Origin of the sequence: Caballeronia sp. GAWG2-1 (genome assembly GCF_023631405.1) — a bacterium.
Taxonomy (GTDB): Bacteria; Pseudomonadota; Gammaproteobacteria; order Burkholderiales; family Burkholderiaceae; genus Caballeronia.
Genome location: NZ_JALQDD010000006.1, coordinates 315,863 through 340,290 on the forward strand (window position 1 = coordinate 315,863; position 24,428 = coordinate 340,290).

A 24,428-nucleotide genomic window follows, 5' to 3' on the forward strand; every position below is an offset into this window, starting at 1 on the left:
TCATGGCGTTACGTGTGCGCGGTGTTTCGGTGCCATCTGATCGCTGATATGGACTCGGTTGGCCTGCGTTTATTGGGAAGACCCCACAACGCAAAAAGCCCAGTCAACCTGACTGGGCTTTTTGCTTGATACGTTTGGTGCCGGAAAGAGGAATCGAACCCCCGACCTTCGCATTACGAATGCGCTGCTCTACCGTCTGAGCTATTCCGGCATCAGAGAAACGAGATTATAGAGACTCCTTTCCCAATTTGGCAAGACCCTGAATCAAACTTTCTTTTCCGAGTGATAACGCGTCACGCGATCGACCTCGCTCTTCGAGCCGAGAAACACCGGCACGCGCTGGTGCAGGCTCGTTGGAACGATATCCAGAATGCGTTGCTCGCCATCCGTCGCGGCGCCGCCAGCCTGCTCGACGATCAGCGCCATCGGATTCGCTTCGTACATCAGACGCAGCTTGCCCGGGCGGTCCGGCGTGCGCTTGTCGGCGGGATACATGAAGATGCCGCCGCGATTCAAGATGCGATGCACATCCGCCACCATCGACGCGATCCAGCGCATGTTGAAGTCGTCCTTGCGCGGGCCGTCCTTGCCGTCGTTCAACTCGCCGATATACCGCTGCACCGGCTCATACCAGTGACGGCTGTTGGACGCGTTGATCGCATACTCGCGCGTTTCGGTCGGAATGCGCATGTCGCTCTGCGTCAGCACCCACGAGCCCAGCTCGCGGTCCAGCGTGAAGCAGTTCACGCCGTTGCCGGTCGTGAGCACGAGCACGGTTTGCGGGCCGTACACCGCATAGCCCGCGGCGACCTGCGCCGAACCCGGCTGCATGAACGCTTCCTCGCTCGGCTCCGCGCCGTCCGGACAGCGCAGCACCGAAAAAATGGTGCCGATTGACACGTTCACGTCGATGTTCGACGATCCATCGAGCGGATCGAAGGTCAGCAGATAGTTGCCTTTCGGATAACGATTCGGGATCGGGAAGATCTTTTCCATCTCTTCCGATGCCATTGCGGCCAGGTTGCCGCCCCATTCGTTGGCTTCGAGCAGAATTTCGTTGGACAGCACGTCGAGCTTCTTCTGCACTTCGCCCTGCACGTTTTCGCTGCCGGCCGTACCGAGCGCGTCGCCGAGTGCGCCCTTGCTCACCTGATAACCGATTTGCTTGCATGCACGCGCGACGACTTCGATCAGAAGACGCAAGTCGGCCGGCAGATTCTGGTGTTCGCGCTGCTGCTCGATCAGATATTTCGTGAGCGTAGTGCGGCTGGAGATGGACATGCTGGGCTCCGTGAGCGTTTGACGAATCTCATGATTCTAACCGCTTGCCCCATGCGCTCCGTATGACAGAGGCCGCTGATGCCCGACATAAGCAAGAACGGCCACCGCGCTAAACAACACGTGGTGGCCGCTAAACAGTAAAAAAGTGTGATGAATCAGTGATTAAGCGGCGAGCGCCTTTTCGACGACTTCGCGCACATCGCGCGATTTCGCTTTCGACGCCACTTCGGTCAACGCCGCATGCATCTTCTCGCGCAACTGTGGCGTGAAGCGGCGCCACAATTCGAGGCCGCGCGCGAGGCGGGCGGCGACTTGCGGATTGAGCGCATCGAGCGCGATGACCTGTTCGGCCCAGAACGCGTAGCCGGAACCGTCGGGCGCGTGGAACTGCGCCGGGTTGCCGCTGCAGAAACTGAAAATCAGCGAGCGCGCGCGATTCGGGTTCTTCAGCGTGAACGCCTGATGCTGCATCAACTGGCGCACGATCTCGATGATCTTGCGGTCCGGCCCGCCACGCTGCGTCGCCTGCAGCGCGAACCACTTGTCGATTACGAGCGCCTCGTGCTCGAAGCGGCGATAAAAGTCGTCGAGCGCGGTGTCGGCGACGGTGGGATCGGCGCCCGCTGTCGCGCTTGCCAGGAGCAGCGCGGAAAGCGCCGCCGAACGATCCGTCATGTTGTCGGCCGAATCGTATTGAGCCTCGGCAAGCCTGATGGCTTCGCTCGGGTCGTCGAGCTGGCTCAGGTAGGCAAGGGCGAGGTTCTTCAGGCCGCGCTTGCCCGCATCTTCCGGCGTCGGACGATATTCGCCCGGCGTGCGGTTCGCCTCGTAAGCGGCGAGCCACTTGTCGCGCAGTCCTGCCGCGAGCTGGCGGCTCATGAACACGCGCGCCGCGTGCACGGCGGCGGGGTCGGAGACGGACATCTGCTCGGCGAGATAGCTTTCCGACGGCAGCATCATTGCGAGTTCGCGGAAAGCGGGCGTGAGCGTGGTGTCGTCGAGTACGCGGGAAAATGCCGCGATGATGTCGCTATCGAGCGTGAGCGTTTCGCCCTTGGCCGCGCGCGCTGCGAGCGCCAGCAGTTCGCGCGTGGCGAGCCGCTGACCGGCTTCCCAGCGATTGAAGGGATCGCTGTCGTGGGCCAGCAGAAACGCCAGTTGTTCGTTCGTGTAGTCGAATTCGACGATCACCGGTGCCGAGAAATTGCGCAGCAGCGAGGGCAGCGGCGCTTCGCTCACATCGACGAAAGTGAACGACTGTTCGCGCTCCGTGAATTCGAGCACGCGCGTCGTGCCGTTCGGCTCTTTTTCGCCTTCGAGACGAAGCGGCAAATCCGCGCCATTCGCGCCGATCAGACCGACCGCGAACGGAATCAGGAGCGGACCTTGTTGCGTGGCGCGCGCGGCTTCGTTGCCCTCGGCGTAGCCTTGCGCGAGCGTCAGCGTGTAGCGCTTGGCGGCGGCGTCGTAGGAAGCGCGCACCGACACACGCGGCGTGCCCGCCTGGCTGTACCAGCGCTCGTATTGCGCGAGGTCGCGGTTATTAGCGTCGGCCATGGCGTGACGGAAGTCGTCGCAAGTCACGGCCTGACCGTCGTGGCGCTGGAAGTACAGGTCCATGCCTTTGCGAAAACCCTCGCGGCCAAAGAGTGTCTGATACATCCGCACGACTTCCGAGCCTTTCTCGTAGACGGTCATCGTGTAGAAATTATTGATCTCGACGTAGCTTTCCGGGCGCACCGGATGCGCCATCGGGCCGGCGTCCTCGGCGAACTGCATCTGACGCAAGACGCGCACGTCCTCGATCCGCTTGGTCGCGCGCGCGGCCGCGCTCGCCGCGCCGTCCACGTCGCCCGCGGCCATATCGGCGGAAAATTCCTGGTCGCGGAAGACAGTGAGGCCTTCTTTCAGGCTCAACTGGAACCAGTCGCGGCAAGTCACGCGGTTGCCGGTCCAGTTATGGAAGTACTCGTGTCCGACGACCGCTTCGATGTTGGAGAAGTCGATATCGGTCGCGGTTTCCGGATTGGCCAGCACGTACTTCGTGTTGAAGATATTGAGGCCCTTGTTCTCCATTGCGCCCATGTTGAAGTCGCTGACCGCGACGATCATAAAGCGGTCCAGATCCAGTTCCAGCCCGAAGCGCTTCTCGTCCCAGCGAATGGAGTGGATGAGCGAATCCATGGCGTGGCGCGTTTTGTCAAGATCGTGCGGCTCGACCCAGACCTGCAGCAGCTTCTCTCGCGAACCGGACTGAATGCGCTCTTCTATCCTCACCAGCTTGCCGGCGACCAGCGCGAAGAGATAACTCGGCTTCTTGAACGGGTCTTCCCAGACGGCGAAGTGGCGGCCGTCGGGCAGGTCGCCTTCATCGATCAGATTGCCGTTCGAGAGCAGCACCGGATACGCGGTCTTGTCGGCGCGCAGGGTCACGGTGTAGGTTGCCATCACGTCCGGACGGTCGAGGAAATAGGTGATGCGCCGGAAACCTTCCGCCTCGCACTGCGTGAAGAAGTTGCCGCTCGACACATAAAGCCCCGACAGCGTGGTGTTCGCGGCAGGATTGCAGACGCTTTCAATGACGAGTTCGAACGCGTCGCCCGGAATATTGCCGATGGACAGACCGTTATCGCTTACACGGACGTCCGTATGCGGCTTGCCGTCGATGGTCGCGCTAACGAATTCGAGTTGCTCGCCGATCAGTTCGAGCCGCGCGGTGTTGTCCGCCGCGTCCGGGTTGCGATGCAGACGCATGCTGTTTCTGACAACGGTCCGCGAGGGCACGAGATCGAACTCGAGCGCGACGGAATCGATCAGGAACGCGGGTGGCGTGTAGTCCTGGCGGCGGATCACGGTGGATGCGGTCGTTTCGGTCGTGGTGGACATGGCAAGATCTTGAGTGAGTTGAGCGGCGCGGTCGCGCTCGTGAGCCGGGTGGTTTCGGGCACAAAAGCGGGCGCGGCATGTCGAACCATTGTACTGAACGACCGCCGATCGTGAAGCCGGACGGTCAGCGAGGCGTCCGCGGCCACAGCAAGAGCGGCTCAAACCGGAACGACATTGAACGAAGCGAGGAAGACCATGATTTCCCGGATCGAAGGCAGCGGCCCGTGGCGCATGCTGGCCCGCGCGGCGCTCGCGCTTGGCGTGCTCTGGCTTGCCGGCTGCACGACCTACGTGCAGACGCAAGTCACCGCGTTCTCGGATTGGAGCGGCGGCAGCGACGCCACCCGTACCTACGCCTTCGCGCGCAACAACGATCAGCAGAACAGCATCGAGCAGACGACTTACGAGACGCTCGTCGCCACGGAGCTTTCGAAGTATTCGTTCCGTCAGGCGCCGGAAGCGAGCGCGAACTACAAGGTGGCGCTCAATTATTCGGTACGCGGCGATTTGATGACGGTGCGCCAGCCCGTCTATTACGATCCCTGGCCGATGTACGGTCCGTGGGGGCGCCCGGGCTTCGGACCATGGGGCGGCGGCTGGGGCGGCTATGGCTACGGCGGTGGCCCGTGGGGCCCAACGGGCTACGTCGATCAAAGCTTCCCGGTTTATATCCACGCGCTGCAGATTCGCATGAACGAGCGTGCTTCCGGGCGTGAAGTCTATAAGGTGACGGCGGTCAATTCCACGGAAGATCCGTCGCTCTATCACGCCATGCCGTATCTCACGCGCAGCGCGCTGGCCGACTTCCCGCTCGGCAACGGCACGGTTCGCACGGTCACCATTCCTGTCGACAAGAACGGCGGCATGTCGAGCGAAACCACGGCATCCATCGGCAACGAGCGCAGCGTACCCATCCCACCGCCCAATGCGCCACCGCCTCCGCCGCCGCGCGACGCGCCGCCGCCCGCGACCATTCAGTGATCCGCAAGCGCCCCGAATCGAAACGGGGCGCCTGTTCCGTCAAAACGAATCGGAAATATTTGCTTCGGGGCGAATCGCGACAATCGTTTGCGGCGAGCGGGCATGGATCAAAACACGCGTCCGGCCCCGCTAAACAAGGTTCCGACGCCGTCGGAATGAGTCGCAATATATGCAGCTTGCGCGAAATAGCGATATATTCGCGTGATGACAAAATCGTGTCCGCCCAGCCCGAAAGCCGTTCCCGAACCATCGACATGGGACGCGCGCATTGCCCGCCGTCTCGTCACGCCACTCGTCGGAACGCCGGTAACGCCCAATCACCTTACGACACTACGGCTCGCCATCGGTCTTGGCGGCGCGTACTATTTGTCGCTCGGTTCGTTCTGGCTTTGCACGCTCGGCGCGTTGCTGATCGCACTGTCGAATCTCGTCGATCACACCGACGGCGAGCTCGCGCGTATCAGCGGTCAGTCGAGCAGGATCGGCCACCTGTACGACCTCGCGTGCGATGCGCTCGTCACCGTGCTGCTGTTCGCGGGCATCGGCTTTTACGTGAGCGTGCATCATCCGGCGTGGCCCGTTTCGGCGCAGTGGCTCGGCGGCATCGCGGGCATTGCCGTTGCGTTGATCTTTTTCCTTCGCATGCGGATCGAGTCGACGGTCGGCAAGGCCGCCACGAAGCAGGCGTCGATGGCGGGCTTCGAAACCGAGGACGTGCTTTACCTGCTGCCGGTGATTACCATCCTGAACGGCATGACGCCGTTTCTGATCGCGGCGGCCATCGGCGCGCCGCTTTTCGCGATCTACGTGGCGGTGGATTATCAACGCGTGATGCGTCGCGAGCGTCGCGCAAAGAGCTCGAGCGCGAGCCAGGCGCAAACGCGTAGCGAGAACGGCAAGGACTTCCAGGCGGTGAGATGAGCGATACGGCAACCCCACTTCACGACAAGCTCAACGAAACGAGCAACGGGACCAGCAAAGCCACGCCGAGCGCGCGCGACATCGACACGACGTTGTCCGCGCGCATCTCGGCGCTGCCGACGCCGCAATTGCGCCAGGACTACGACAAGCAGGGCGCGTTTCTCTACCTCGAAGACTTTTTGCCGCGCGAGTACACCGAGCGCCTGATCGCCGCCGTGCACGATGTCCTGCCCGCCGTGAATCGCAATTACTTGCCGGGGCACAAGGCGGGCGGCAGCGTGAGCCGTCATACGCTCGACAAGCTTGCGCCGTTCATCGCGGACCTGTACCGCTCGGAAGCCCTCATCGAGTGGCTTGAAACGCTGACGGGCGACAAACTGCAACTTTCGCCCGAAGACGACGCGCACGCCTACGCGCTGTATTTCTATACGCGGCCAGGCGATCACATCGGCTGGCACTACGACACTTCGTATTACAACGGCCGCCGTTACACGCTGTTGCTCGGTGTCATCGACGACTCCTCCTGCCGTCTCGACTACGAACTGCACACGCGCACGCCCGGGATTCCCGATCAGCCGGGCTCGGTGCAGTATCCGCCGGGCGCGCTCGTCTTCTTCGACGGCGACAAGCTGCGTCATCGCATCACGCCGCTCGGCGAAAATGAAATGCGCGTCTCGCTTACGTTCGAATACGTGACGGACCCGAACATGAAGCCGTTTCAGCGCTTCATCTCGAACATGAAAGATTCGATCGCGTACTTCGGTTTCAAGCAGGTCTTTCGCCGCAAGGGCGGCAAGAACGGCGCCGCATGAGTCGCGCTGGCACCTTCCTGCTGTCGGCCGGCGTGGTTCTGTTCGTCGCGCTGCTCGGCTGGCAAGGCTTCGGCTCCGTGGCCTCGACGCTCGCCGCGGCGGGCTGGGGACTCGTCGCCGTCGCGGCCTTCCATTTCGTGCCGCTTTTCATCGATGCAATCGCTATCAGCAGTCTCTTCTCGAACGACGAACGCGACGTCTCCTTGCGCGATGCCTTGCTCGCGCGCTGGACGGGTGAATCGGTCAACAGCCTGATGCCCGCCGGGCAGATCGGCGGACCGATGCTCATGGTCCGCTATCTCACGCAGCGCGGCATGCGCGCCCGCGACGCCGCCGCGGTCATTACCGTCAGCACGACCATGCAGACGGTCGCGCAATTGCTTTTCGCGCTGGTCGGCGTCGTGCTCCTCACCGGTTACGCGACGGGCGGCTCCGCTTCCACCGTACGGATCGCGGTGCTCGCGGTCATCGGCGTGATCGGCGCGATGATTCTCGGCTTCTATCTGGCGCAGCGGCGCGGTCTCTTCGGTCGCGCCATGCGCTTCGCCTCCGGCATCGCGGCGCGCTTCTCGAAGAAGCACGACTGGTCTTCGCTCGTCACACGCGCCGAAGCGGTCGATACCGCCGTCCACGAGATGTATCGCGAACGCGGCAAGGTGGCGGCGAGCTTCGGCCTGAGCCTCGTCGGCTGGGTGGTCGGCACGGGCGAAGTGTGGCTCGCGCTGAGTCTGCTCGGGCACCCGGTCGGCTGGACCGAAGCGCTGCTGCTCGAAAGTCTCGGCCAGGCCATTCGCGGCGCGGCGTTCGCCATTCCCGGTTCGCTCGGCGTGCAGGAAGGCGGCTATCTGCTGCTCGCACGTCTGGTCGGCCTGCCGCCCGAAGCGGCGCTCGCGCTGTCGCTTGTGAAACGTGCGCGCGAGTTGCTGCTTGGCGTGCCGGGCATCGTCTATCTGCATTTCGTTGAAAAAGGCTGGCAGCGCCGCCGTCTCGCGCGTGTGCCGGAAATCGACTGAACCACCCTCGAAGGGAATCACACCATGCGCGCAATTATCCTTGCGGCCGGGATGGGCTTGCGCCTCGTGCAGCCCGAAGGCCAGCAAAAGCCGAAGTGTCTCTTGCGTTTCGGCGACGCGTCGCTCCTTGAGCGCCATCTGCACTTGCTGAAGGCAGCCGGTGTCGATGAAGTCGTCTTCGTGACGGGCTTCAAGCACGAACAGATCGACGCGGAACTGGCGGGCATCGACTGGAAGCCCAAGACGGAAACGGTGATCAACGCCGACTTCTCGCTTGGCAGCGTGCTCTCCGTGCATACCGCGCGCGACGCCATGACACGCGGCGGCGATGTCCTCCTGATGGACGCCGACGTGCTCTACGACGAACGCATTCTCGCGCCGCTGGTGGCGGGCGGCTCGGCGAACCGTCTTTTGATCGACCGCGACTTCGAAGCCGGCGACGAGCCGGTGAAGCTGTGCGTGGCGCACGGCGTGCCGGTCGAACTGCGCAAGCAAGTGGCGGCGGGCTTGGATTACGACACGATCGGCGAATCGGTGGGATTCTTTCGCTTCGATCAGAAGACGGCGCAGCGCCTGGCCGAAATCGTCGCGGATTACGTGGGAACCGGGCGTGCGAACTTGCCGCATGAAGAAGCGGTGCGCGACCTGTTGCTGGAAAAGCGCCACGTGTTCGATATCGCCGATGTCACCGGCGCACCGTGGATCGAAATCGACTTTCAAAACGACGTGACGCGCGCGGCTCTCGACGTGCTGCCGCAATTGAACGCCCTCAGTCAGTTTGCCGGAGCCCTGAAATGAACGCACCCTCGCAACTTCCCGTCGGTTTTTCGCGCACGCTGCGCCTGCGCGAGATGCTGCAAAGCAATCGCCTCGAATTCCTGATGGAGGCGCACAACGGCATTTCCGCGCGCATCGCCAAGGAAGCGGGCTTCAAGGCGATCTGGGGCTCGGGCCTGTCGATCTCCGCGCAGTTCGGCGTGCGCGACAACAACGAAGCAAGCTGGACGCAGGTCGTCGACAACCTCGAATTCATGGCCGACGCCAGCGACTTGCCCATTCTCCTCGACGGCGACACCGGCTACGGCAACTTCAACAACGTGCGCCGACTCGTCAAGAAGCTGGAGCAGCGTGGCATCGCGGGCGTGTGTATCGAAGACAAGCAGTTTCCGAAGACCAACAGCTTCATCAACGGCGAAGCGCAGCCGCTCGCCGATATCGACGAATTCTGCGGCAAGATCAAAGCCGGCAAGGACTCGCAGAGCGACCCGAACTTCTCCATCGTCGCGCGCGTGGAAGCGCTGATCGCGGGCTGGGGCATGGAAGAAGCGTTGAAGCGCGCCGAGGCGTATCGCCAGGCGGGCGCGGACGCCATCCTGATTCACAGCAAGCTCTCGAAGCCCGACGAAATCCTGACCTTCGCGCGCGAATGGGCCGGGCGCGGGCCGCTCGTCATCGTGCCGACGAAGTACTACAGCACGCCGACCGATGTGTTCCGTCAGGCGGGCATCAGCACGGTGATCTGGGCGAACCATCTGATTCGCGGCGCGGTCTCGGCCATGCAGGCCATCGCGAAGGAAATCCACGATAGCGAGACGCTTATCAACGTGGAAGACCGCATTGCGTCGGTCAACGAAATTTTCCGTCTGCAGGATGCCGACGAATACTCGGCCGCCGAGAACATCTATCTGAGTTCGGCCAACGCGCAACGCAGCGCCGTGGTGCTGGCGGCAAGCCGTGGCGCGGGCCTCGAAGCGCTGACCGCCGAGCGTCCGAAAGTCATGCTGCCGGTCGCGGGCAAGCCGCTCTTGCGCCATCTGGCCGAGGCATTCAAGAAGGAAGGCATCAACGACATCACGGTGGTCGGCGGTTATCGCGCCGATGCGATCGATGCGTCCGGTATCCGTCTCGTCGTCAACGCGGAGCACGAGACGACGGGCGAGCTGGCATCGCTCGCGTGTGCCGTGAAGCATATGAGCGGCGACACCGTGCTTTCGTACGGCGATCTTTTGTTCCGCAGCTATATCCTGCGCGATCTGGTGGAATCGGATAGCGACTTCTGCGTGGTGGTGGATTCGTCGCAGGCGCCGCAAGCGGGCGCGAGCGGCACCGACTTCGCGTATTGCTCGCACGCCGACGACCGTTCGCTCTTCGGCCAGAAAGTCTGGCTGCAAAGCGTGGTCGGCGCGGGCCAGAATCTGACCGATGGCCGCGCACCGCAAGGCCGCTGGATCGGCCTCATCAACGTGCGCGCCAACGCGCGAGAAGCATTGCAAACCACGCTCAAGCAATTGCAGCAACGCGCCGACTTCGACAAGCTCGACATGGCCGCGCTGCTCAATGCACTGGTCGCGGCGGGCAAGAAGGTCGAAGTGCAATACGTGCACGGCCACTGGCGCGGCGTGAACGACCTCGACGACTTCCGTCGCGCCGGCGATTTCGCGCACGGTCAAATGCCGGTCGGCACGGAGAACGAGCGTGATTGAAGCTGCCGGGTTCGTCGAAGCGGCGCGCGCGCGTGGCTTCGACTGGTACGCGGGCGTGCCTTGCTCGTATCTCACGCCGTTCATCAACTACGTGCTGCAGGACGACTCGCTGCATTACGTCTCGGCGGCGAATGAAGGCGACGCCGTCGCGCTGATCGCGGGCGTCGCGCTCGGCGGCGCGGGCAAACGTCGCGGCATCGCCATGATGCAGAACTCCGGCTTGGGCAATGCGGTGAGTCCCCTGACGTCGCTCACGTGGACGTTTCGCCTGCCGCAGTTGCTGATCGTGACGTGGCGCGGCCAGCCAGGCGTCGCCGATGAGCCGCAACACGCGCTCATGGGTCCCGTGACGCCGCAGATGCTCGAAACGATGGAGATTCCGTGGGAACTGTTTCCGACGGAAAGCGAAGCCATCGGTCCGGCGCTCGACCGCGCGACGGCGTATATTGACAAGACGGGCCGCCCGTATGCGCTCGTCATGCGAAAGGGCAGCGTTGCGCCTTTCGAGCTCAAGAAGACCGGCTTGTCGGGCGTCAAGTCGAACGCCACGCCTGCCGCCGTGCAGCGCTTCGAAGGCGAGCGCGTGACGCGTCATGCGGCGCTCGAACGCGTGATCGCGAACACGCCTGCCGGCGAAACGGTCGTGCTGGCGTCGACGGGATTTTGCGGCCGCGAACTCTATGCAATCGATGACCGCGCGAACCAGCTCTATCTCGTCGGCTCGATGGGCTGCGTCACGCCGATGGCGCTCGGCCTCGCGCTGTCGCGCCCGGATCTGACCGTGGTCGCGCTCGACGGCGACGGCGCCGCGCTCATGCGCATGGGCGTGTTCGCCACGCTCGGCGCTTACGGGCCGCCGAACCTCGTGCACTTGCTGCTCGACAACGGCGCACACGAATCCACCGGCGGTCAGGCGACGGTTTCGCGCGGTGTCGATTTCGCGTCGATCGCTTCCGCCTGCGGCTACGCGCTCGCGCTCGATGGCGACGACATCGGCGTGATCGACCGCCTGCTGCAAGCGCGCGACGTGAATGGCGCGCGCTTTGCCCGGCTGTCGATTCGCGCCGGCACGCCGGGCGACTTGCCGCGTCCGAAGATCACGCCCGAAGACGTGCGCGCGCGTCTGCAACGACACATTGGAGACCGCTGATGCTGCTGCTCAATCCTGGTCCCGTCACGCTGTCCGAACGCGTGCGCAAGAGCCTTTTACAGACCGACTTGTGCCATCGCGAGCCGGAGTTCTTCGACCTTCAGGACGAAGCGCGCAAGCGTCTCGTCGCCGCTTACGAACTCGATCCCGCGAAGTGGAGCGCCGTGTTGATGACCGGTTCGGGCACGGCCGCCGTCGAGAGCATGATTGCGGGCATCGTGCCGGAAGGCGGGCGGCTTCTGATCGTCGAGAACGGCGTGTATGGCGAGCGCATCGCGCAGATCGCGAAGCAGTACCGCATCGACCATGAAGTCGTGAAATACGAGTGGATGCAGGCGCCGGATACCGATGCGATCATCGCGCGTCTCGATGGCTTCTCGCATGTCGCGATCATCCATCACGAGACCACGACAGGGCGCCTGAACCCGCTCGACACGCTGTCACGCGCGTGCGCCGAACGCGGCATCGGGTTGCTCGTCGATGCCGTCAGCAGCTTCGGCGCCGAGGCGATCGACTTCGACGGCGGCGGCATCGTCGCGGTGGCGGCGACAGCCAACAAATGCCTGCACGGCGTGCCGGGCGCGGCGTTCGTCATCGCGCGGCGCGATGCCTTGCAGAACGCCGCGAGCCGCACGTACTACCTTGGCATCGCGCGTCTGGCCAAACTGCAGGACGAGCGCAATACGCCGTTCACGCCATCGGTGCATGCGTATTACGCCCTCGTCGAAGCACTGCGCGAGTTCGAGGAAGAAGGCGGCTGGCGCGCGCGGCATCGGCGTTACGCGACGCTCGCCGAGCAGGTGCGCGCGGGTTTGGCTGCGCTCGGCATCGAGAGCGCGTTGCCGGCGCAGGAGTCGTCGGTGGTATTGCGGGCGTATCGCCTGCCTGCTGGCGTGAATTACGAGAAGCTGCACGACGCGTTGAAGGCGAAAGGTTTCGTCATCTACGCAGGGCAGGGCGGCTTGTCGAAGGAACTGTTCCGTATCTCGACGATGGGCGCGCTGGATTCCAACGACATGCAGCGCCTGCTTTCGTCGGTTGCGGAATTGCTGCGCTAGGAACGCTTGCAAAAAATCGCCGTGATGAAGGGCGCGACGTGGTGCACGACCGCGTCGCTGCCCGCATCGCGCACCTTCTTCAGCACTTCGTCGTCGCCGCCCCAAACGACGGCGCCGTAGGATGAATCGCCGATCGGGTCGCCCTTGCCTTCCTTGAAGATCGGATCGTTCTTCTGATATCCCACCACCGCGTAAATCTTGAATCCGTAAGCCGTGAGATTCACGCCCTTGACCGGCCGGAACGCGTTGATCGAATTCGGCTCGACGCGCATGGGCTTGGTTTCGATGAGATTGGTTTCCAGGAGCGGCGCGATGAAATCATGCGCGTTGGAATGGCAGTCGAGCGGGCCTTCGATTCCAAAAGCCTGACAGAGCGCCGGCAACGCGAGCAATGAAACGAGAGCGGTCTTGACGGCGATGCGGGAAGTGCGCGCGGTGTGCTTCATGGAGGCCATTGCGAACGAATGGTTGAACGCGGAGGCTCCACTTTATCCGCTATGCACACGCCATGCTCGAATGGCGGCCATCGTTCTAAAAAGAAACGGGCTACTGGCTGCCGGTTGGCAATCAGTAACCCGAACTTCGCGGAACTCCGCAGCGTAATGCTCGACTACGCCGCCAGTTCCAGCGCCGCCGTCTGCCGACGCTCGCGCGAATGCACGCGCTTGCCGGCCGCATACGTCTCGTACACCGCGCGATCGTCGCCGAGAAGCGCGAACGCGAACAGCAGTTCCTCAAGCGTATTCACGCGCTGCGTGCGGCGTGCGAGCAGCGGCGTCGCAGCCGGGTCGAGTACGACGAAATCCGCTTCGCTGCCGGGCGCGAGCGTGCCGATCTTGTCGTCGAGTTCGAGCACTTGCGCCGCGCCCGTCGTCGCGAGCCAGAACATGCGCGTCGCCGTCAGATGATGCCCCGTCAGACGCGCGACCTTGTGCGCTTCGTTCATGGTCTGCAGCATGGAGAACGAGGTGCCGCCGCCGACGTCCGTTGCGAGCGCAACCGGCATGTTCGAGGCGCCGGCCTTGTCGAAGTCGAAGAGGCCGCTGCCGAGAAACAGGTTCGACGTGGGACAGTGTGACGCCACCGCGCCCGTTTCGGCCATGCGCTGACGGTCGGCATCGTCGAGATAGATGCAGTGGCCGTACACCGCGCGGCGTCGCAACAGACCGTAGTGATCGTAGATGTCGAGATAGCTGCGGTGTCCCGGAAACAGGCTCTCGACCCACTTGATCTCGTCGGTGTTCTCCGCCACGTGACTCTGGATGAACACGTCCCGATGCTTCTGCGCGAGCACGCCGCAGGCTTCGAGCTGCGCTTCCGTCGAGGTCGGCGCGAAGCGCGGCGTGAGCGCATATTGCTGACGCCCGCGGCCATGCCAGCGCCCGATCAGTTCGTCGCTGTCGTCGTAGCCCGACTGCGCGGTGTCGCGCAGGAACTCGGGACAATTGCGGTCCATCAGCACCTTGCCCGCGACCATGCGCAGGTTGCGCGCTTCGCTTTCGGTGAAGAAGGCATCGGCGGATTGCTTGTGGACCGTGCAATAGACGAGCGCGGTGGTCGTGCCGCTGGCCAGCAGTTCGTCGATGAAGAAGCTCGCCGTTTCGCGCGCGACCGCCGGATTCTCGAAGCCGCGTTCCGTCGGAAACGTGTACGTGTTGAGCCACGGCAAGAGGCCCGGCGCGGGCGACGCGATCATGTCCGTCTGCGGATAGTGGATGTGCGAGTCGATGAAGCCCGGCACGATCAGCTTGTCGCGCAGCGTATGCACGGTGGCGTCCGCGGCGAGCTTGTCGCGCACCGACGCATACGAACCCGCCGCGACCACCTTGCCATCTTCGACGATCAAGAGGCCATCGGCCTCATGGACCGCGCCGTCGGCGGCATGCGCGGGATCTTCCCGGAAGGTGAGCAGCTGGGCGCGGTAGGCGGTTTGAGTCATGATGCAACGTCTCCAATCTCGTGGTTTTCAAAGCTGTGAAAGCAGCACTAACGAAAAGCCCGCGATGATCCACATCGCCGGCTTGATTTCCTTCGCGCGTCCTGTCGCCGACTTGAGCACGACGAACGCGAGAAAGCCATACGCGACCCCGTCCGTGATCGAATACGTGAGCGGGATGAGGATCATCGCGAGGAACGCGGGAATGGCTTCGTCGAAGCGCTGCCATTCGATCTTGGTGATGGCTTCCATCATGAACACGCCGACGAGCACCAGCGCGGGCGCGGTGGCGATGGCGGGCACGAGCGACAGAAGCGGCGAGAGAAACAGGAACGGCAGGAAGCACAGGCCCGCGACGACGGCGACGAGTCCCGTGCGCCCGCCCGCCGAAATGCCCGCCGCCGACTCGATATACGCGTTCGCCGGACTCGTGCCGAGCGGCGCGGAAACGAGCGCGGAGAAGGCGTCGACCATCATCGACTGGCGGATGTTGCGCGGGTTGCCGTCCTTATCGTAGAGCTTGCCGGCTTCGGAGATCGCCATGAAAGTGGAGAGCGCGTCGAAGAAGGAGGTGAACAGCATCACGAAGATGAATGGCCAGTAGGCCACCTTCAGCGCGCCGATCAAATCGAGCTGGCCGAGCGCGGAAAAGTCCGGCGCGGACACGAACCCGTTCCAGTTGACGAGCGTTTTCGTGGCGATGGCGGCGGGCCAGTAAGCGGTGCCGTCGCCCCAATAGCGGCCGATGGGAATCGCGATGATCGTCGTGAACACGATGCCGAGCATGAGCGCGCCGGTGGTCTTGCGCGCCACCAATATGGTCGTCACGGCAAGCCCGATCAGGAACGTGATGACCACCGGATTGAGCGATGCCGAATGCACGATGGTCACCGGATCGCCCACCACGAACTTCGCGTTCACGAGCCCGATGAGGCTGATGAACAAGCCGATGCCGCACGAAACCGCGTGCCGCAGATTGTCGGGAATGGCGTCGACCACGAGCTTGCGCGCGTTGAAGATCGCGAGCACCGCGAAGATCACGCCGGCCCAGAACACGCAGCCGAGCGCGGTCTGCCACGGCATCTTGCCGCCGTGAACCATGACGAACGCAAAGAGCGCGTTCATGCCCATGCCCGGCGCGACGAGCACCGGATTGCGCGCGTAAAGGCCCATCGCGCAACTGCCGAGAAAACTGACGATGACGGTGGCCGTGAGCGCCGCCGGAAACGGCACGCCCGCCTGCGAGAGAATGCCCGGATTGACGACGATGATGTACATCGCCGTGAGAAACGTCGTAATGCCCGCGACGACTTCGGTCTTGACGAGCGAGCCCGCCGCGCGCACGCCGAAGAAGCGTTCGAGCGCGGTGGCGTCGCGTTGAGTTGTTGCCGTGCTTTCCATTTCTTACTGCTTCCAGTGCGTGTCCAGGCGCGCGATCATCGCGGCGCGTTCTTCATCGGTGACGAACGAGGCTTCGAGGCTGTTGCGCAAGAGCGTGTAGACCTCGTGATCCGAGAGCTTCAGGGCATCGACGATGGCGAAATAGTTCGCGTTGACGTAGCCGCCGAAGTAGGCGGGATCGTCCGAATTCACCATGACCGCGACGCCCTGATCGAGCAGGTCCTTGAGCGTGTGCTTCGCCATGTCGTCGAACACGCAGAGCTTGATGTTCGAGAGCGGGCAGACCGTGAGCGCAATGCGCGAGTCGGCGAGACGCGCGACGAGCGCCGCGTCTTCGATGCTGCGCACGCCGTGATCGACGCGATCCACCTTGAGCAGATCCAGCGCTTCGTAGACATACGACGGCGGGCCTTCCTCGCCCGCGTGCGCGACGAGCTTGAGGCCGCGTTCGCGCGCTCTCGCGAACACGCGCTCGAACTTCGACGGCGGATGGCCGCGCTCCGACGAATCCAGCCCGACACCGATCAGCCGATGCGCGTACTGGTCGAACAGCGGCAACGCGGCATCGAAGGTGGCGAGCGCGTCTTCCTCGGAAAGATGGCGCAGGAAGCACAGGATGATTTTCGACGTGAGACCACGCTTTTCGCCTTCGGCGAGCGCGCGCTCGATACCGGCCACCGCCGTGTCGATGGAAACGCCGCGTTCGGTGTGCGTTTGCGGATCGAAGAAGATTTCCGTATGCGTGACGTGGTCCGCGAGCGCGCGCTCGACGTAGGCCGTCGTCATGTCGTAGAAGTCTTCCTCGTGCAGCAGCACGCTCGCGCCAGCGTAGTAGATGTCGAGGAACGACTGCAGATCGGTGAAGGCGTAGGCCGCGCGCAAGGCGTCGATGGAATCGTAGGCGAGCGTTACGCCGTTGCGTTTCGCCAGCGCGAAAATCAGCTCGGGTTCGAGCGATCCTTCGATATGGATATGCAACTCCGCCTTGGGCGCGCGCGCAATCTTGTCGGCGAGTGTGGGATTCATGGGCTTGTCTTTGTTGGGGCTGGGACTTCCGCCTGCGGCTAGTCAGGCGGTCTGCTGCGACGACGCAGAAGTACTGGCGTTGGCTTCGACCGCTTGCAGCAGTTGGGCTGCCGCTGCAACGGCGATCACTTCCGGCGCTTTGTCGACGATGCCGTCGATACCGATCGGACACACCATCCGGCCGATACGCGCGGGGTCGATCCCGCGCGCCGCGAGCCGGTGCTCGAACTGCTTGCGCTTGGTATGCGAGCCGATCATGCCGAAGAACGCGAAATCGCCACGCGCGAGAATTCGTGCGGCGAGTTCGAGATCCACCGTATGGTTGTGCGTCATCACGATGAAGTACGTACCGGGCCGCGCCTGGTCGATGGCTTCGTCCGGCGCGTCGTTCGGCTCGATGCTCACGTTATCCGGCACGAACTGCGCGGCGGGGAAGGCCGCGTCGCGTTCGTCGACCCAGGTGACGTGACACGGCAAGGTCGCGAGCACGCGCACGAGCGCGGCCCCGACATGGCCCGCGCCGAACAGCACGACCTGGAAATCGCGCGGCGCGATGGTCTCGGTGAGCAGCGCGCCGCTTTCGTCGAAGCCCGCGCCGTCCCACAGGAGACAGTCGGTGTCTTCGGCGCCCGGTTCGGGGTCGGAGAGCATGACGGCATCGGGCATCGGCGCGAACGATACGCTGCGCACGGTCGAAAGACCTTGCGCCGTGCGCTTCGCGAGCGACGTCACCCAGTTGAGATCGCCGACATCGAGCCGCTCGAACGACAGAACGACCGCACCGCCGCAGCACTGGCCGAGGCTCGGACCGAGCGCGAAACGCTCGAGCCGCCGCATGTGCGGACGGCGCTGGCCGTCCTTCAGAACTTGCCGGGCGGTTTCGATCGCCTTCCATTCGAGATGGCCGCCGCCGATGGTATAGCGGGCTTCCTCGCGCGTGACGATCATTTTCGTGCCCGGCTCGCGCGGCGCGGAGCCTTCGACACGCGCGACCGTCACGAGCACGACGGCATCGCCGTGCGCGAGCAGGTGTTGCAGGTCGGTCAGCCAAACTTGCATCGAGGGGCTCCAGAGTCTTTTGCGTTGTCGCAGGCGTTAGTTTACCGGGGCGGCGGCCGCGCTTTGTGTTACGGATGCATCGAGCGCGTCGAGGATCGCTTCGGGCGTCGCGGGCGCGCGCAACGGCGGTGCGTGAGCGGCATCGGCCGTATTGGCGGCGATGGCCGCGCGGATTGCCAGCAGCACCGAAAACGCCAGCAGCAAGGGCGGTTCGCCGACCGCTTTCGACCGGAAAATCGTCGGCTCGGCGTTGTCGTTGCGATAAAGCGTGGTGTTGAACACGGGCGGCGTATCGCTGATCGCCGGGATCTTGTAAGTGGAAGGCGCGTGCGTCATCAGGCGTCCGTCGCGGTTCCACCAGAGCTCCTCGGTCGTGAGCCATCCCATGCCCTGAATGAAGCCGCCTTCCACCTGACCGACGTCGATAGCCGGATTGATCGAGCGCCCGGCGTCGTGCAGCAGATCGGCGCGCAGAAGCTTCCATTCGCCGGTGAGCGTATCGATGACGACTTCGGACACCGCCGCGCCATACGCGAAGTAATAGAACGGATGGCCTTGCAGCGTCCGCGCGTCCCAATGGACTTTGGGCGTGGCATAGAAGCCGTCCGACCACAACTGCACGCGCGCGAGATACGCGGCCGACACGAGTTGCTCGAACGGCATCTGCCCGCCGTTGACCTGCACCACGCCGCCATTAAAGCGCACGTCAGCGGCCGCGCCGCCGAGCTGCTTCACCACGAGTTCCGCCAGACGCGCGCGGATGGTGAGCGCCGCCGCTTCCGCCGCCTTGCCGTTCAGATCGCTTCCCGTCGATGCCGCCGTCGCCGATGTATTCGCGATCTTCGATGTATCCGTCGCTGTCACGCGCACGCGCTGCAAGCCGATGCCGAGCACGCTCGCCACCACCTGCGCGACCTTGGTGTTGAGCCCCTGGCCCATTTCCGTGCCGCCGTGATTCACGAGCACGGAGCCGTCCTTGTAGACGTGCACGAGCGCGCCCGCCTGGTTCAGAAACGGCACGTTGAACGAGATGCCGAACTTGACCGGCGTGAACGCGATACCGCGCTTGAGCACCGCGCTTTTCGCGTTGAACGCGGCGATTTGCGCGCGGCGCGATTCGTATTCGCTCGTTGCGATGAGTTCGTCCGTGAGCGGCGCAATCACGTTGTCCGCGACCGGCTGACCATACGGCGTGACATTGCGCTCGTCGATGCCGTAGTAATTCGCGCGCCGCACGTCGAGCGGATCGCGCTTCAACGCATATGCGACTTCGTCGAGCATGACTTCCATGACGAGCGCGCCTTGCGGGCCGCCGAAGCCGCGAAACGCCGTGTTCGACTGCGTGTTGGTCTTGCAGCAGAAGGCGCGGATATCGACATCGCCGAGAAAGTAGGCGTTGTCGAAATGACAGACGGCGCGCGTCGCGACCGCGCCCGACAGGTCCGCCGAATAACCCGCCCGCAGCGCGATTTCCACGCGCGCGCCGGTGATGCGGCCGTCGTCGTCGAAGCCGCACTCATATTCGTAGACCGCGTCGTGGCGCTTGCCGGTGATCATGAAGTCGTCGTCGCGATCGGCGCGCAACTTCACCGGACGCTTGAGCAGATGCGCCGCCAGCGAGGCGACGCACGCGAAGACGGCCGACTGCGATTCCTTGCCGCCGAAGCCGCCGCCCATGCGCCGGCATTCGCACAACACGGCGTTGGTCGGCCAGGCGAGCATGTGCGCGACGACTTGCTGCATCTCGCTCGGATGCTGCGTCGAACTATGCACGAGCATGCCGTGCTGTTCTTTCGGGATGGCGTAAGCGACTTGTCCTTCGAGATAGAACTGTTCCTGTCCGCCGACTTCGAATTCGCCTGACAGCCGATGTTTGGCCGCCGCGATTCGTCCGTCCGGATCGCCGCGCCGCAGATGCAGCGGCGGCAGCACGAACTCCTTGCGCGCTTTCGCTTCGCGCGGCGTGAGCACGGCTTCGAGCGGCTCGTAGCGCACGACGTCTTCGCTTTTCGCGAGCGCGGCGGCGCGGCGCGCGAGATCGTGCGTCTCGGCAATGACGGCGAAGACCGGCTGGCCGAGATACTGCACTTCGTCGACCGCGAGGATCGGGTCGTCGTGCAGAACGGGGCCGCAATTGTTCTCGCCGGGAATGTCGGCGGCGGTGAGTACGGCGACGACGCCGGGCGCGGCGCGCATCGCGTCGAGATCGAGCGAGACGATGCGCGCGTGCGCATGACGCGACAAGCCGAGCGCCGCGTGCAGCGTGCCGCGCAATTCGGCGATGTCGTCGGTGTAGATGGCTTCGCCGCTCACATGCAGCGCCGCGGACTCGTGCGGCAGCGAGGCGCCGGCGGCGTCGAGCGCGGCATCGAGCTGAATAGGTTCGCTGGCCTTGTTCATCGCGGGTCCTTTTGGACGCTGGCGCGCAGTGGCGTGATCGCGGCGATCGGGATCGGGATCGGGAAGGGCCGCGTCATGACGTCTCGATCCCGTGTGCGCCGAACGCAAACGCGTTGAGTTCCGCGAGCGCGAGCGGCGCGTCGCGGCGCGTTTCCAGATAGAAGCGCCACAGCACGTTGCGCGCCACCTTCGCCCGATACGCGCTCGACGCGCGCATGTCGCTGAGCGGCTGAAAGTCGGTATCGAGCGCGGCCATCGCGGCGCGGGCGCTGGCTTCGGACCATTCGCGGCCGGTCAGCGCGGCTTCGGCGGCGGCCGCGCGCCTGGGCGTCGCGGCCATCCCGCCGAACGCGATGCGCGCGCTTGCAACGCGGTTGTCGTCGGCCAAACGAATGGCGAACGCCGCGCACACGGCGGAGATGTCCTGGTCGTAACGCTTGCTGACCTTGTACGTGCGAAACCGCAAGTCGGCCGATGCGCGCGGCACGCGAATCGCCGCGACGAATTCGCCCGCTTCGAGCGCGGTTTTTTGATAGCCGAGGTAGAAGGTATCGAGCGGCATCGTGCGCGTACGCTCGCCTTTTTGCAGCACGATTTCGGTATTCAGCGCGATGAGCGCGGGCATGGAATCGCCGATCGGCGAGCCGTTCGCGACGTTGCCGCCGAGCGTGCCCGCATTGCGGATAGGCCGCGAGGCGAAGCGCGTCCACAGTTCCGCGAGTTCGGGGTAATCGGCGGTCAGCGCGGCGTAAGCCTCTTCGAGCGATACGGCCGCGCCGATGGTCAGCGTCTCGGCGTCACGCTCGATGTGCTTCAGTTCATCGACGTTGCCGATAAACAGCACGTCGCCGAGATCGCGAAATTGCTTCGTGACCCACAAGCCGACATCCGTGCTGCCCGCAAGCAGACGTGCATTCGGATTCGCTGCACGCAGGCGCGCGAATTCAGCGCGCGTGACGGGCGCGGTGAAGGCGGGCGTGCCAAAAGCCGCGCCGCGTGCGTCCGGCGCGCGGTATTCGAACGTAGCCGAACGGCGCAGCGAAGTCAGCGCGTCTTTGAGCGCGGCACGATCGAAGGCGGGACGCGGATAGTCGAACATGCGTTCGGCGGCATCCACGATCGGCCGATACCCCGTGCAGCGGCACAGATTGCCCGAGAGCGCGGCGTTGATCTCATCGCGCGAAGGCGGCCCGGCTTCGGGCGGATGCGCGTGATACAGCGCCCACAGCGACATGGCGAAACCCGGCGTGCAGAAGCCGCACTGCGAGCCGTGGCAATCGACGAGCGCCTGCTGCACGGGATGCAGCGCGCCGTCTTCGGCGCGCAGGTTTTCGACGGTGAAGAGCGCGCGCGAATCGAGCGTCGGCAGGAATTGAATGCAGGCGTTGACCGCCTTGAGCGCGAGTTCGCCGCTGGCGTCCAGCTCGCCCACGACGACCGTACAGGCGCCGCAATCGCCCTCGGCACAGCCTTCCTTGGTGCCGGTGCAAAGGTCTTCCTCGCGCAGATGCTGAAGCACCGTGCGCGTGGCGGGCGCGTCGCCGATTTCACGAACGGCGCCGTGGTGAAGGAAGCGGATGGTTTGCGTTGTCATGAGCGACTCGGGGACATTGCGGACCGGGCGCGCGTTACGCGGTTTCCGCCTGCTTCATGGGTTGCCGTCGAATTCGACGCTGGCTGCCTTTGAACAAACGGACTGCGCGCACGTAGATCGCCATCCAGTCACGACCTTAACATCCCAATATCTCAAAAAGATTGTCGGGACCGTATCCAGATTATGCGGATGTGCTGATGCAAGGAAGAGGCAAGACGCGCGGGCCGTGTAGAAGCCCGCGCCGGGGAAGGGGGATGAAACGTGGCGGAATCAGCGCGCGGCGGCGCGCAGCTTGCGTTTCAGACGCAGACTGCCGCCGACGAGCAGGAAAATCACCCCGAAGGCGATCAGCGACCATTGCGGCAGCGAGATCCCGAGAATGGGCGGATAAGGCGTTTCGCACAGGCCCGCGACCTTGAACACTTGCGGCAGCCAGCGTGCGGGCGGCAGGTTGTCGACGATGGGCTGAAGCGCGTCGAAACCGCAACTGAAGCCGGGATGCGACTGCACGTAGACATGGCGCAGCGCCGTCGCGACGCCGCCCAGCGCGGAGATCACCACCAGCAATTCGAGCAGCGCGACGCCGCGCCAGCCGCGCATTCCCGCGCCGAGAAAGGCGAACACGGCGATCAGCACGAAGAAGTAGCGCTGGATGATGCAAAGCGGGCAAGGGTCTTCGCCCTGGAAGAACTGCAGATACAACGCTCCGCCAACGAGCGCGAGACTCACGAACCCGAGCAACACGAGCAAGCGCTTCTCGCGGCCGAGGGAGCGGTCGTCCTGATGCATCGTAAAGTGATTTAGATGGTTGTTCATTTGTTTCGCAACGATTCGAGAAAGAAGCACCTGAGTTGCGGGAGATCGCGGAGGAATTCTAGCGCGAACGTCCGGCGCGAAACATTAGCGCGTCGTATCGAGCACCGCTTCGACTGCCCGGCCGATGGAGAGCAGCGTGTCGTCCGCGTGCGGCGCGCCCGCGAGCATGAGCCCCACGGGCGCCTCGCCACGCCGATGACAGGGCAGCGACAGCCCGCAGGCATCCAAAAAATTGAAGGTCGTGGGATTGCGCAGGATAAGCGCGTTCGTGCGCGTGAAGAGATCGTCGTCCTGTTCCAGCTCGGCGATACGCGGCGGCAGAACCGGCACCGTCGGGCAAAGAATTGCGTCGAAACGCTGCCACAGTGTCGTGCGCGCTTCGTCGATCATCGCGGCGCGCGCTTCGCACAGGTCGATGTAATCCGCCGCGCTCGCCGACTCGGCGCGCAGCAGACGAGCGAGCACGCGCGGATCGTACTCGGCGGCGTGATCGGCGAGCAGCTTGCGATGCCACGCATATGCTTCGATGGCGACGAGACTGAAGCGGCTGATGTCCGGCAGACGATCGAGCGGCCCGAAGCGCACGTCTTCCACGAGCGCGCCCGCCGCCGACAGATGATTGATGGCCGCATCGACGGCGCTGGCAACGGCGGGATCGAGGCCGTCCGTCACGTAATTGGTGAGTACACCGAGGCGCACGCCTTCGAGCGGACGCGTGGCGGGCACATCGGGTTCGCGGCCAGCGAGAATGCGATCGACTAGCGCGCAACACGCGACCGAGACGCCTATCGGCCCGAACGAATCGAGCGATTTGGACAGCGGCACGCCGCCTTGCCTCGGAATGCGGCTGGCGGTGGGTTTGAAGCCGGTGAGGCCGCACATCGTGGCGGGGATGCGGATGGAGCCGCCGGTGTCGGTGCCGAGCGCGATGGCCGCCATGCCGTCCGCCACCGATGCCGCCGCGCCTGACGACGAGCCGCCCGCGATGCGTTCGTCGCCCGGCACGTTTGCGCGATACGGCGAGTGCGGCGTGCCGAAGTGCGGATTCAGGCCAAGCCCGGAGAACGCGAACTCGCTCATGTTGGTGCGCCCGACGATCACGCCGCCTGCGCGGCGCAGGCGCGCGACGCTCACGGCATCGGCTTGGGCGGGCGCGGTGCTGGCGAGCGCGCGGGAGCCGGCGCGCGTGACTTGCCCTTCGATATCGAAGAGATCTTTCACGGAAATGGGGATGCCCGCGAGCGGCGAAAGCACGGTGCCGGCGCGGCGCAGCGCGTCGAGGGCATCGGCGGCGGCGCGGGCGTGGGCGGCATCGACATGCGTGAAAACGATGGAACCTTGACCGGCCGGATCGGCGATACGTTCGAGCGCGGATTCGACGAGTGCGCGACTGGTGGTGCGACCGCTTTTCAGATCGGCGGCGAGTTGGGCTAGCGGGGCAAACTGCGGCGAAGTGGTTGGCATGGCGTCGGGCAGTGGCATTGCCGAATGCGAAACGCGCGTGACGTGCGATGCGCGCTTGAGGCACTCGGGCGGCGCGACGATGGGCTTCTTGTGCGGAGTTCCATCGGCGAGTGAATGGATGGGCGGTAGGGGCCCGGGGTGGGTGTC

At 64.2% G+C, this 24,428-nt stretch carries 19 protein-coding genes and 1 tRNA gene; 8 read left to right on the forward strand and 12 right to left on the reverse strand.

Annotated elements, in window-relative coordinates:
* Positions 1 to 135: 135 nt before the first annotated feature.
* The 3 genes from NCR98_RS03880 to pepN form a co-directional block, all read right to left on the reverse strand.
* A tRNA-Thr gene (locus tag NCR98_RS03880) sits at positions 136 to 211 on the reverse strand.
* A gap of 53 nt (positions 212 to 264) precedes the next feature.
* Positions 265 to 1,281, reverse strand: coding sequence for a class 1 fructose-bisphosphatase (locus tag NCR98_RS03885; RefSeq protein ID WP_244827384.1), 1,017 nt, complete (start codon positions 1,279 to 1,281; stop codon positions 265 to 267).
* 162 nt (positions 1,282 to 1,443) lie between these two features.
* Positions 1,444 to 4,167, reverse strand: a complete 2,724-nt coding sequence (gene pepN, locus NCR98_RS03890) for an aminopeptidase N (RefSeq protein ID WP_250525557.1) — start codon at positions 4,165 to 4,167, stop codon at positions 1,444 to 1,446.
* Positions 4,168 to 4,362: 195 nt separating this feature from the next.
* Between pepN and NCR98_RS03895 the strand changes: the two genes are divergently transcribed.
* The 8 genes from NCR98_RS03895 to NCR98_RS03930 all read left to right on the forward strand — a co-directional run bounded on the left by NCR98_RS03895 (position 4,363) and on the right by NCR98_RS03930 (position 12,585).
* Complete coding sequence (locus NCR98_RS03895) at positions 4,363 to 5,148, forward strand: DUF4136 domain-containing protein (protein WP_502799708.1); 786 nt, start codon at positions 4,363 to 4,365, stop codon at positions 5,146 to 5,148.
* A 204-nt stretch (positions 5,149 to 5,352) separates the two neighbouring features.
* The gene (locus NCR98_RS03900; protein ID WP_244827987.1) at positions 5,353 to 6,069 is read left to right on the forward strand and encodes a CDP-alcohol phosphatidyltransferase family protein; all 717 of its coding nucleotides are present in this window, start codon (positions 5,353 to 5,355) and stop codon (positions 6,067 to 6,069) included.
* Entirely contained in the window at positions 6,066 to 6,881 is an 816-nt protein-coding gene (locus tag NCR98_RS03905; protein ID WP_250525558.1) for a HalD/BesD family halogenase, read from the forward strand. The genes NCR98_RS03900 and NCR98_RS03905 overlap by 4 nt, the downstream gene beginning before the upstream one ends.
* Positions 6,878 to 7,894, forward strand: coding sequence for a flippase-like domain-containing protein (locus NCR98_RS03910; RefSeq protein WP_250525559.1), 1,017 nt, complete (start codon positions 6,878 to 6,880; stop codon positions 7,892 to 7,894). Before NCR98_RS03905 ends, NCR98_RS03910 begins: the two co-directional genes overlap by 4 nt.
* A gap of 24 nt (positions 7,895 to 7,918) precedes the next feature.
* Positions 7,919 to 8,692, forward strand: coding sequence for a phosphocholine cytidylyltransferase family protein (locus NCR98_RS03915; protein ID WP_250463907.1), 774 nt, complete (start codon positions 7,919 to 7,921; stop codon positions 8,690 to 8,692).
* Positions 8,689 to 10,377 (forward strand): phosphoenolpyruvate mutase, encoded by a 1,689-nt coding sequence (aepX, locus tag NCR98_RS03920; RefSeq protein WP_244827389.1) that lies wholly within the window; start codon positions 8,689 to 8,691, stop codon positions 10,375 to 10,377. The genes NCR98_RS03915 and aepX overlap by 4 nt, the downstream gene beginning before the upstream one ends.
* Complete coding sequence (gene aepY / locus NCR98_RS03925; RefSeq protein WP_250525560.1) at positions 10,370 to 11,527, forward strand: phosphonopyruvate decarboxylase; 1,158 nt, start codon at positions 10,370 to 10,372, stop codon at positions 11,525 to 11,527. The genes aepX and aepY overlap by 8 nt, the downstream gene beginning before the upstream one ends.
* Positions 11,527 to 12,585 (forward strand): 2-aminoethylphosphonate aminotransferase, encoded by a 1,059-nt coding sequence (locus NCR98_RS03930; protein ID WP_244827391.1) that lies wholly within the window; start codon positions 11,527 to 11,529, stop codon positions 12,583 to 12,585. Before aepY ends, NCR98_RS03930 begins: the two co-directional genes overlap by 1 nt.
* On the opposite strand, the gene NCR98_RS03935 is transcribed toward NCR98_RS03930, so the two are convergent.
* The 9 genes from NCR98_RS03935 to NCR98_RS03975 all read right to left on the reverse strand — a co-directional run bounded on the left by NCR98_RS03935 (position 12,582) and on the right by NCR98_RS03975 (position 24,299).
* Positions 12,582 to 13,031, reverse strand: a complete 450-nt coding sequence (locus NCR98_RS03935; RefSeq protein WP_244827392.1) for a hypothetical protein — start codon at positions 13,029 to 13,031, stop codon at positions 12,582 to 12,584. The genes NCR98_RS03930 and NCR98_RS03935 overlap by 4 nt on opposite strands.
* A gap of 164 nt (positions 13,032 to 13,195) precedes the next feature.
* Complete coding sequence (gene guaD / locus NCR98_RS03940; protein ID WP_244827393.1) at positions 13,196 to 14,524, reverse strand: guanine deaminase; 1,329 nt, start codon at positions 14,522 to 14,524, stop codon at positions 13,196 to 13,198.
* A gap of 27 nt (positions 14,525 to 14,551) precedes the next feature.
* Positions 14,552 to 15,922 carry an NCS2 family permease gene (locus NCR98_RS03945; protein ID WP_244827394.1) on the reverse strand — a complete coding sequence of 457 codons (1,371 nt, stop codon included), beginning with the start codon at positions 15,920 to 15,922 and terminating at the stop codon, positions 14,552 to 14,554.
* Positions 15,923 to 15,925: 3 nt separating this feature from the next.
* A complete protein-coding gene (locus tag NCR98_RS03950; RefSeq protein WP_250525561.1) occupies positions 15,926 to 16,948 on the reverse strand; it encodes an adenosine deaminase in 1,023 nt (340 codons plus the stop codon).
* 42 nt (positions 16,949 to 16,990) lie between these two features.
* A complete protein-coding gene (gene xdhC, locus NCR98_RS03955; RefSeq protein ID WP_244827396.1) occupies positions 16,991 to 18,007 on the reverse strand; it encodes a xanthine dehydrogenase accessory protein XdhC in 1,017 nt (338 codons plus the stop codon).
* Between the two features lie 36 nt (positions 18,008 to 18,043).
* Complete coding sequence (gene xdhB / locus NCR98_RS03960) at positions 18,044 to 20,407, reverse strand: xanthine dehydrogenase molybdopterin binding subunit (protein ID WP_250525562.1); 2,364 nt, start codon at positions 20,405 to 20,407, stop codon at positions 18,044 to 18,046.
* A 73-nt stretch (positions 20,408 to 20,480) separates the two neighbouring features.
* On the reverse strand, positions 20,481 to 22,001 hold the full coding sequence (xdhA, locus tag NCR98_RS03965) for a xanthine dehydrogenase small subunit (protein ID WP_250525563.1): 1,521 nt from the start codon (positions 21,999 to 22,001) through the stop codon (positions 20,481 to 20,483).
* Positions 22,002 to 22,271: 270 nt separating this feature from the next.
* Entirely contained in the window at positions 22,272 to 22,790 is a 519-nt protein-coding gene (locus NCR98_RS03970; RefSeq protein WP_244827988.1) for a disulfide bond formation protein B, read from the reverse strand.
* 111 nt (positions 22,791 to 22,901) lie between these two features.
* Positions 22,902 to 24,299, reverse strand: a complete 1,398-nt coding sequence (locus NCR98_RS03975) for an amidase (protein WP_502799709.1) — start codon at positions 24,297 to 24,299, stop codon at positions 22,902 to 22,904.
* Positions 24,300 to 24,428 lie beyond the last annotated feature (129 nt).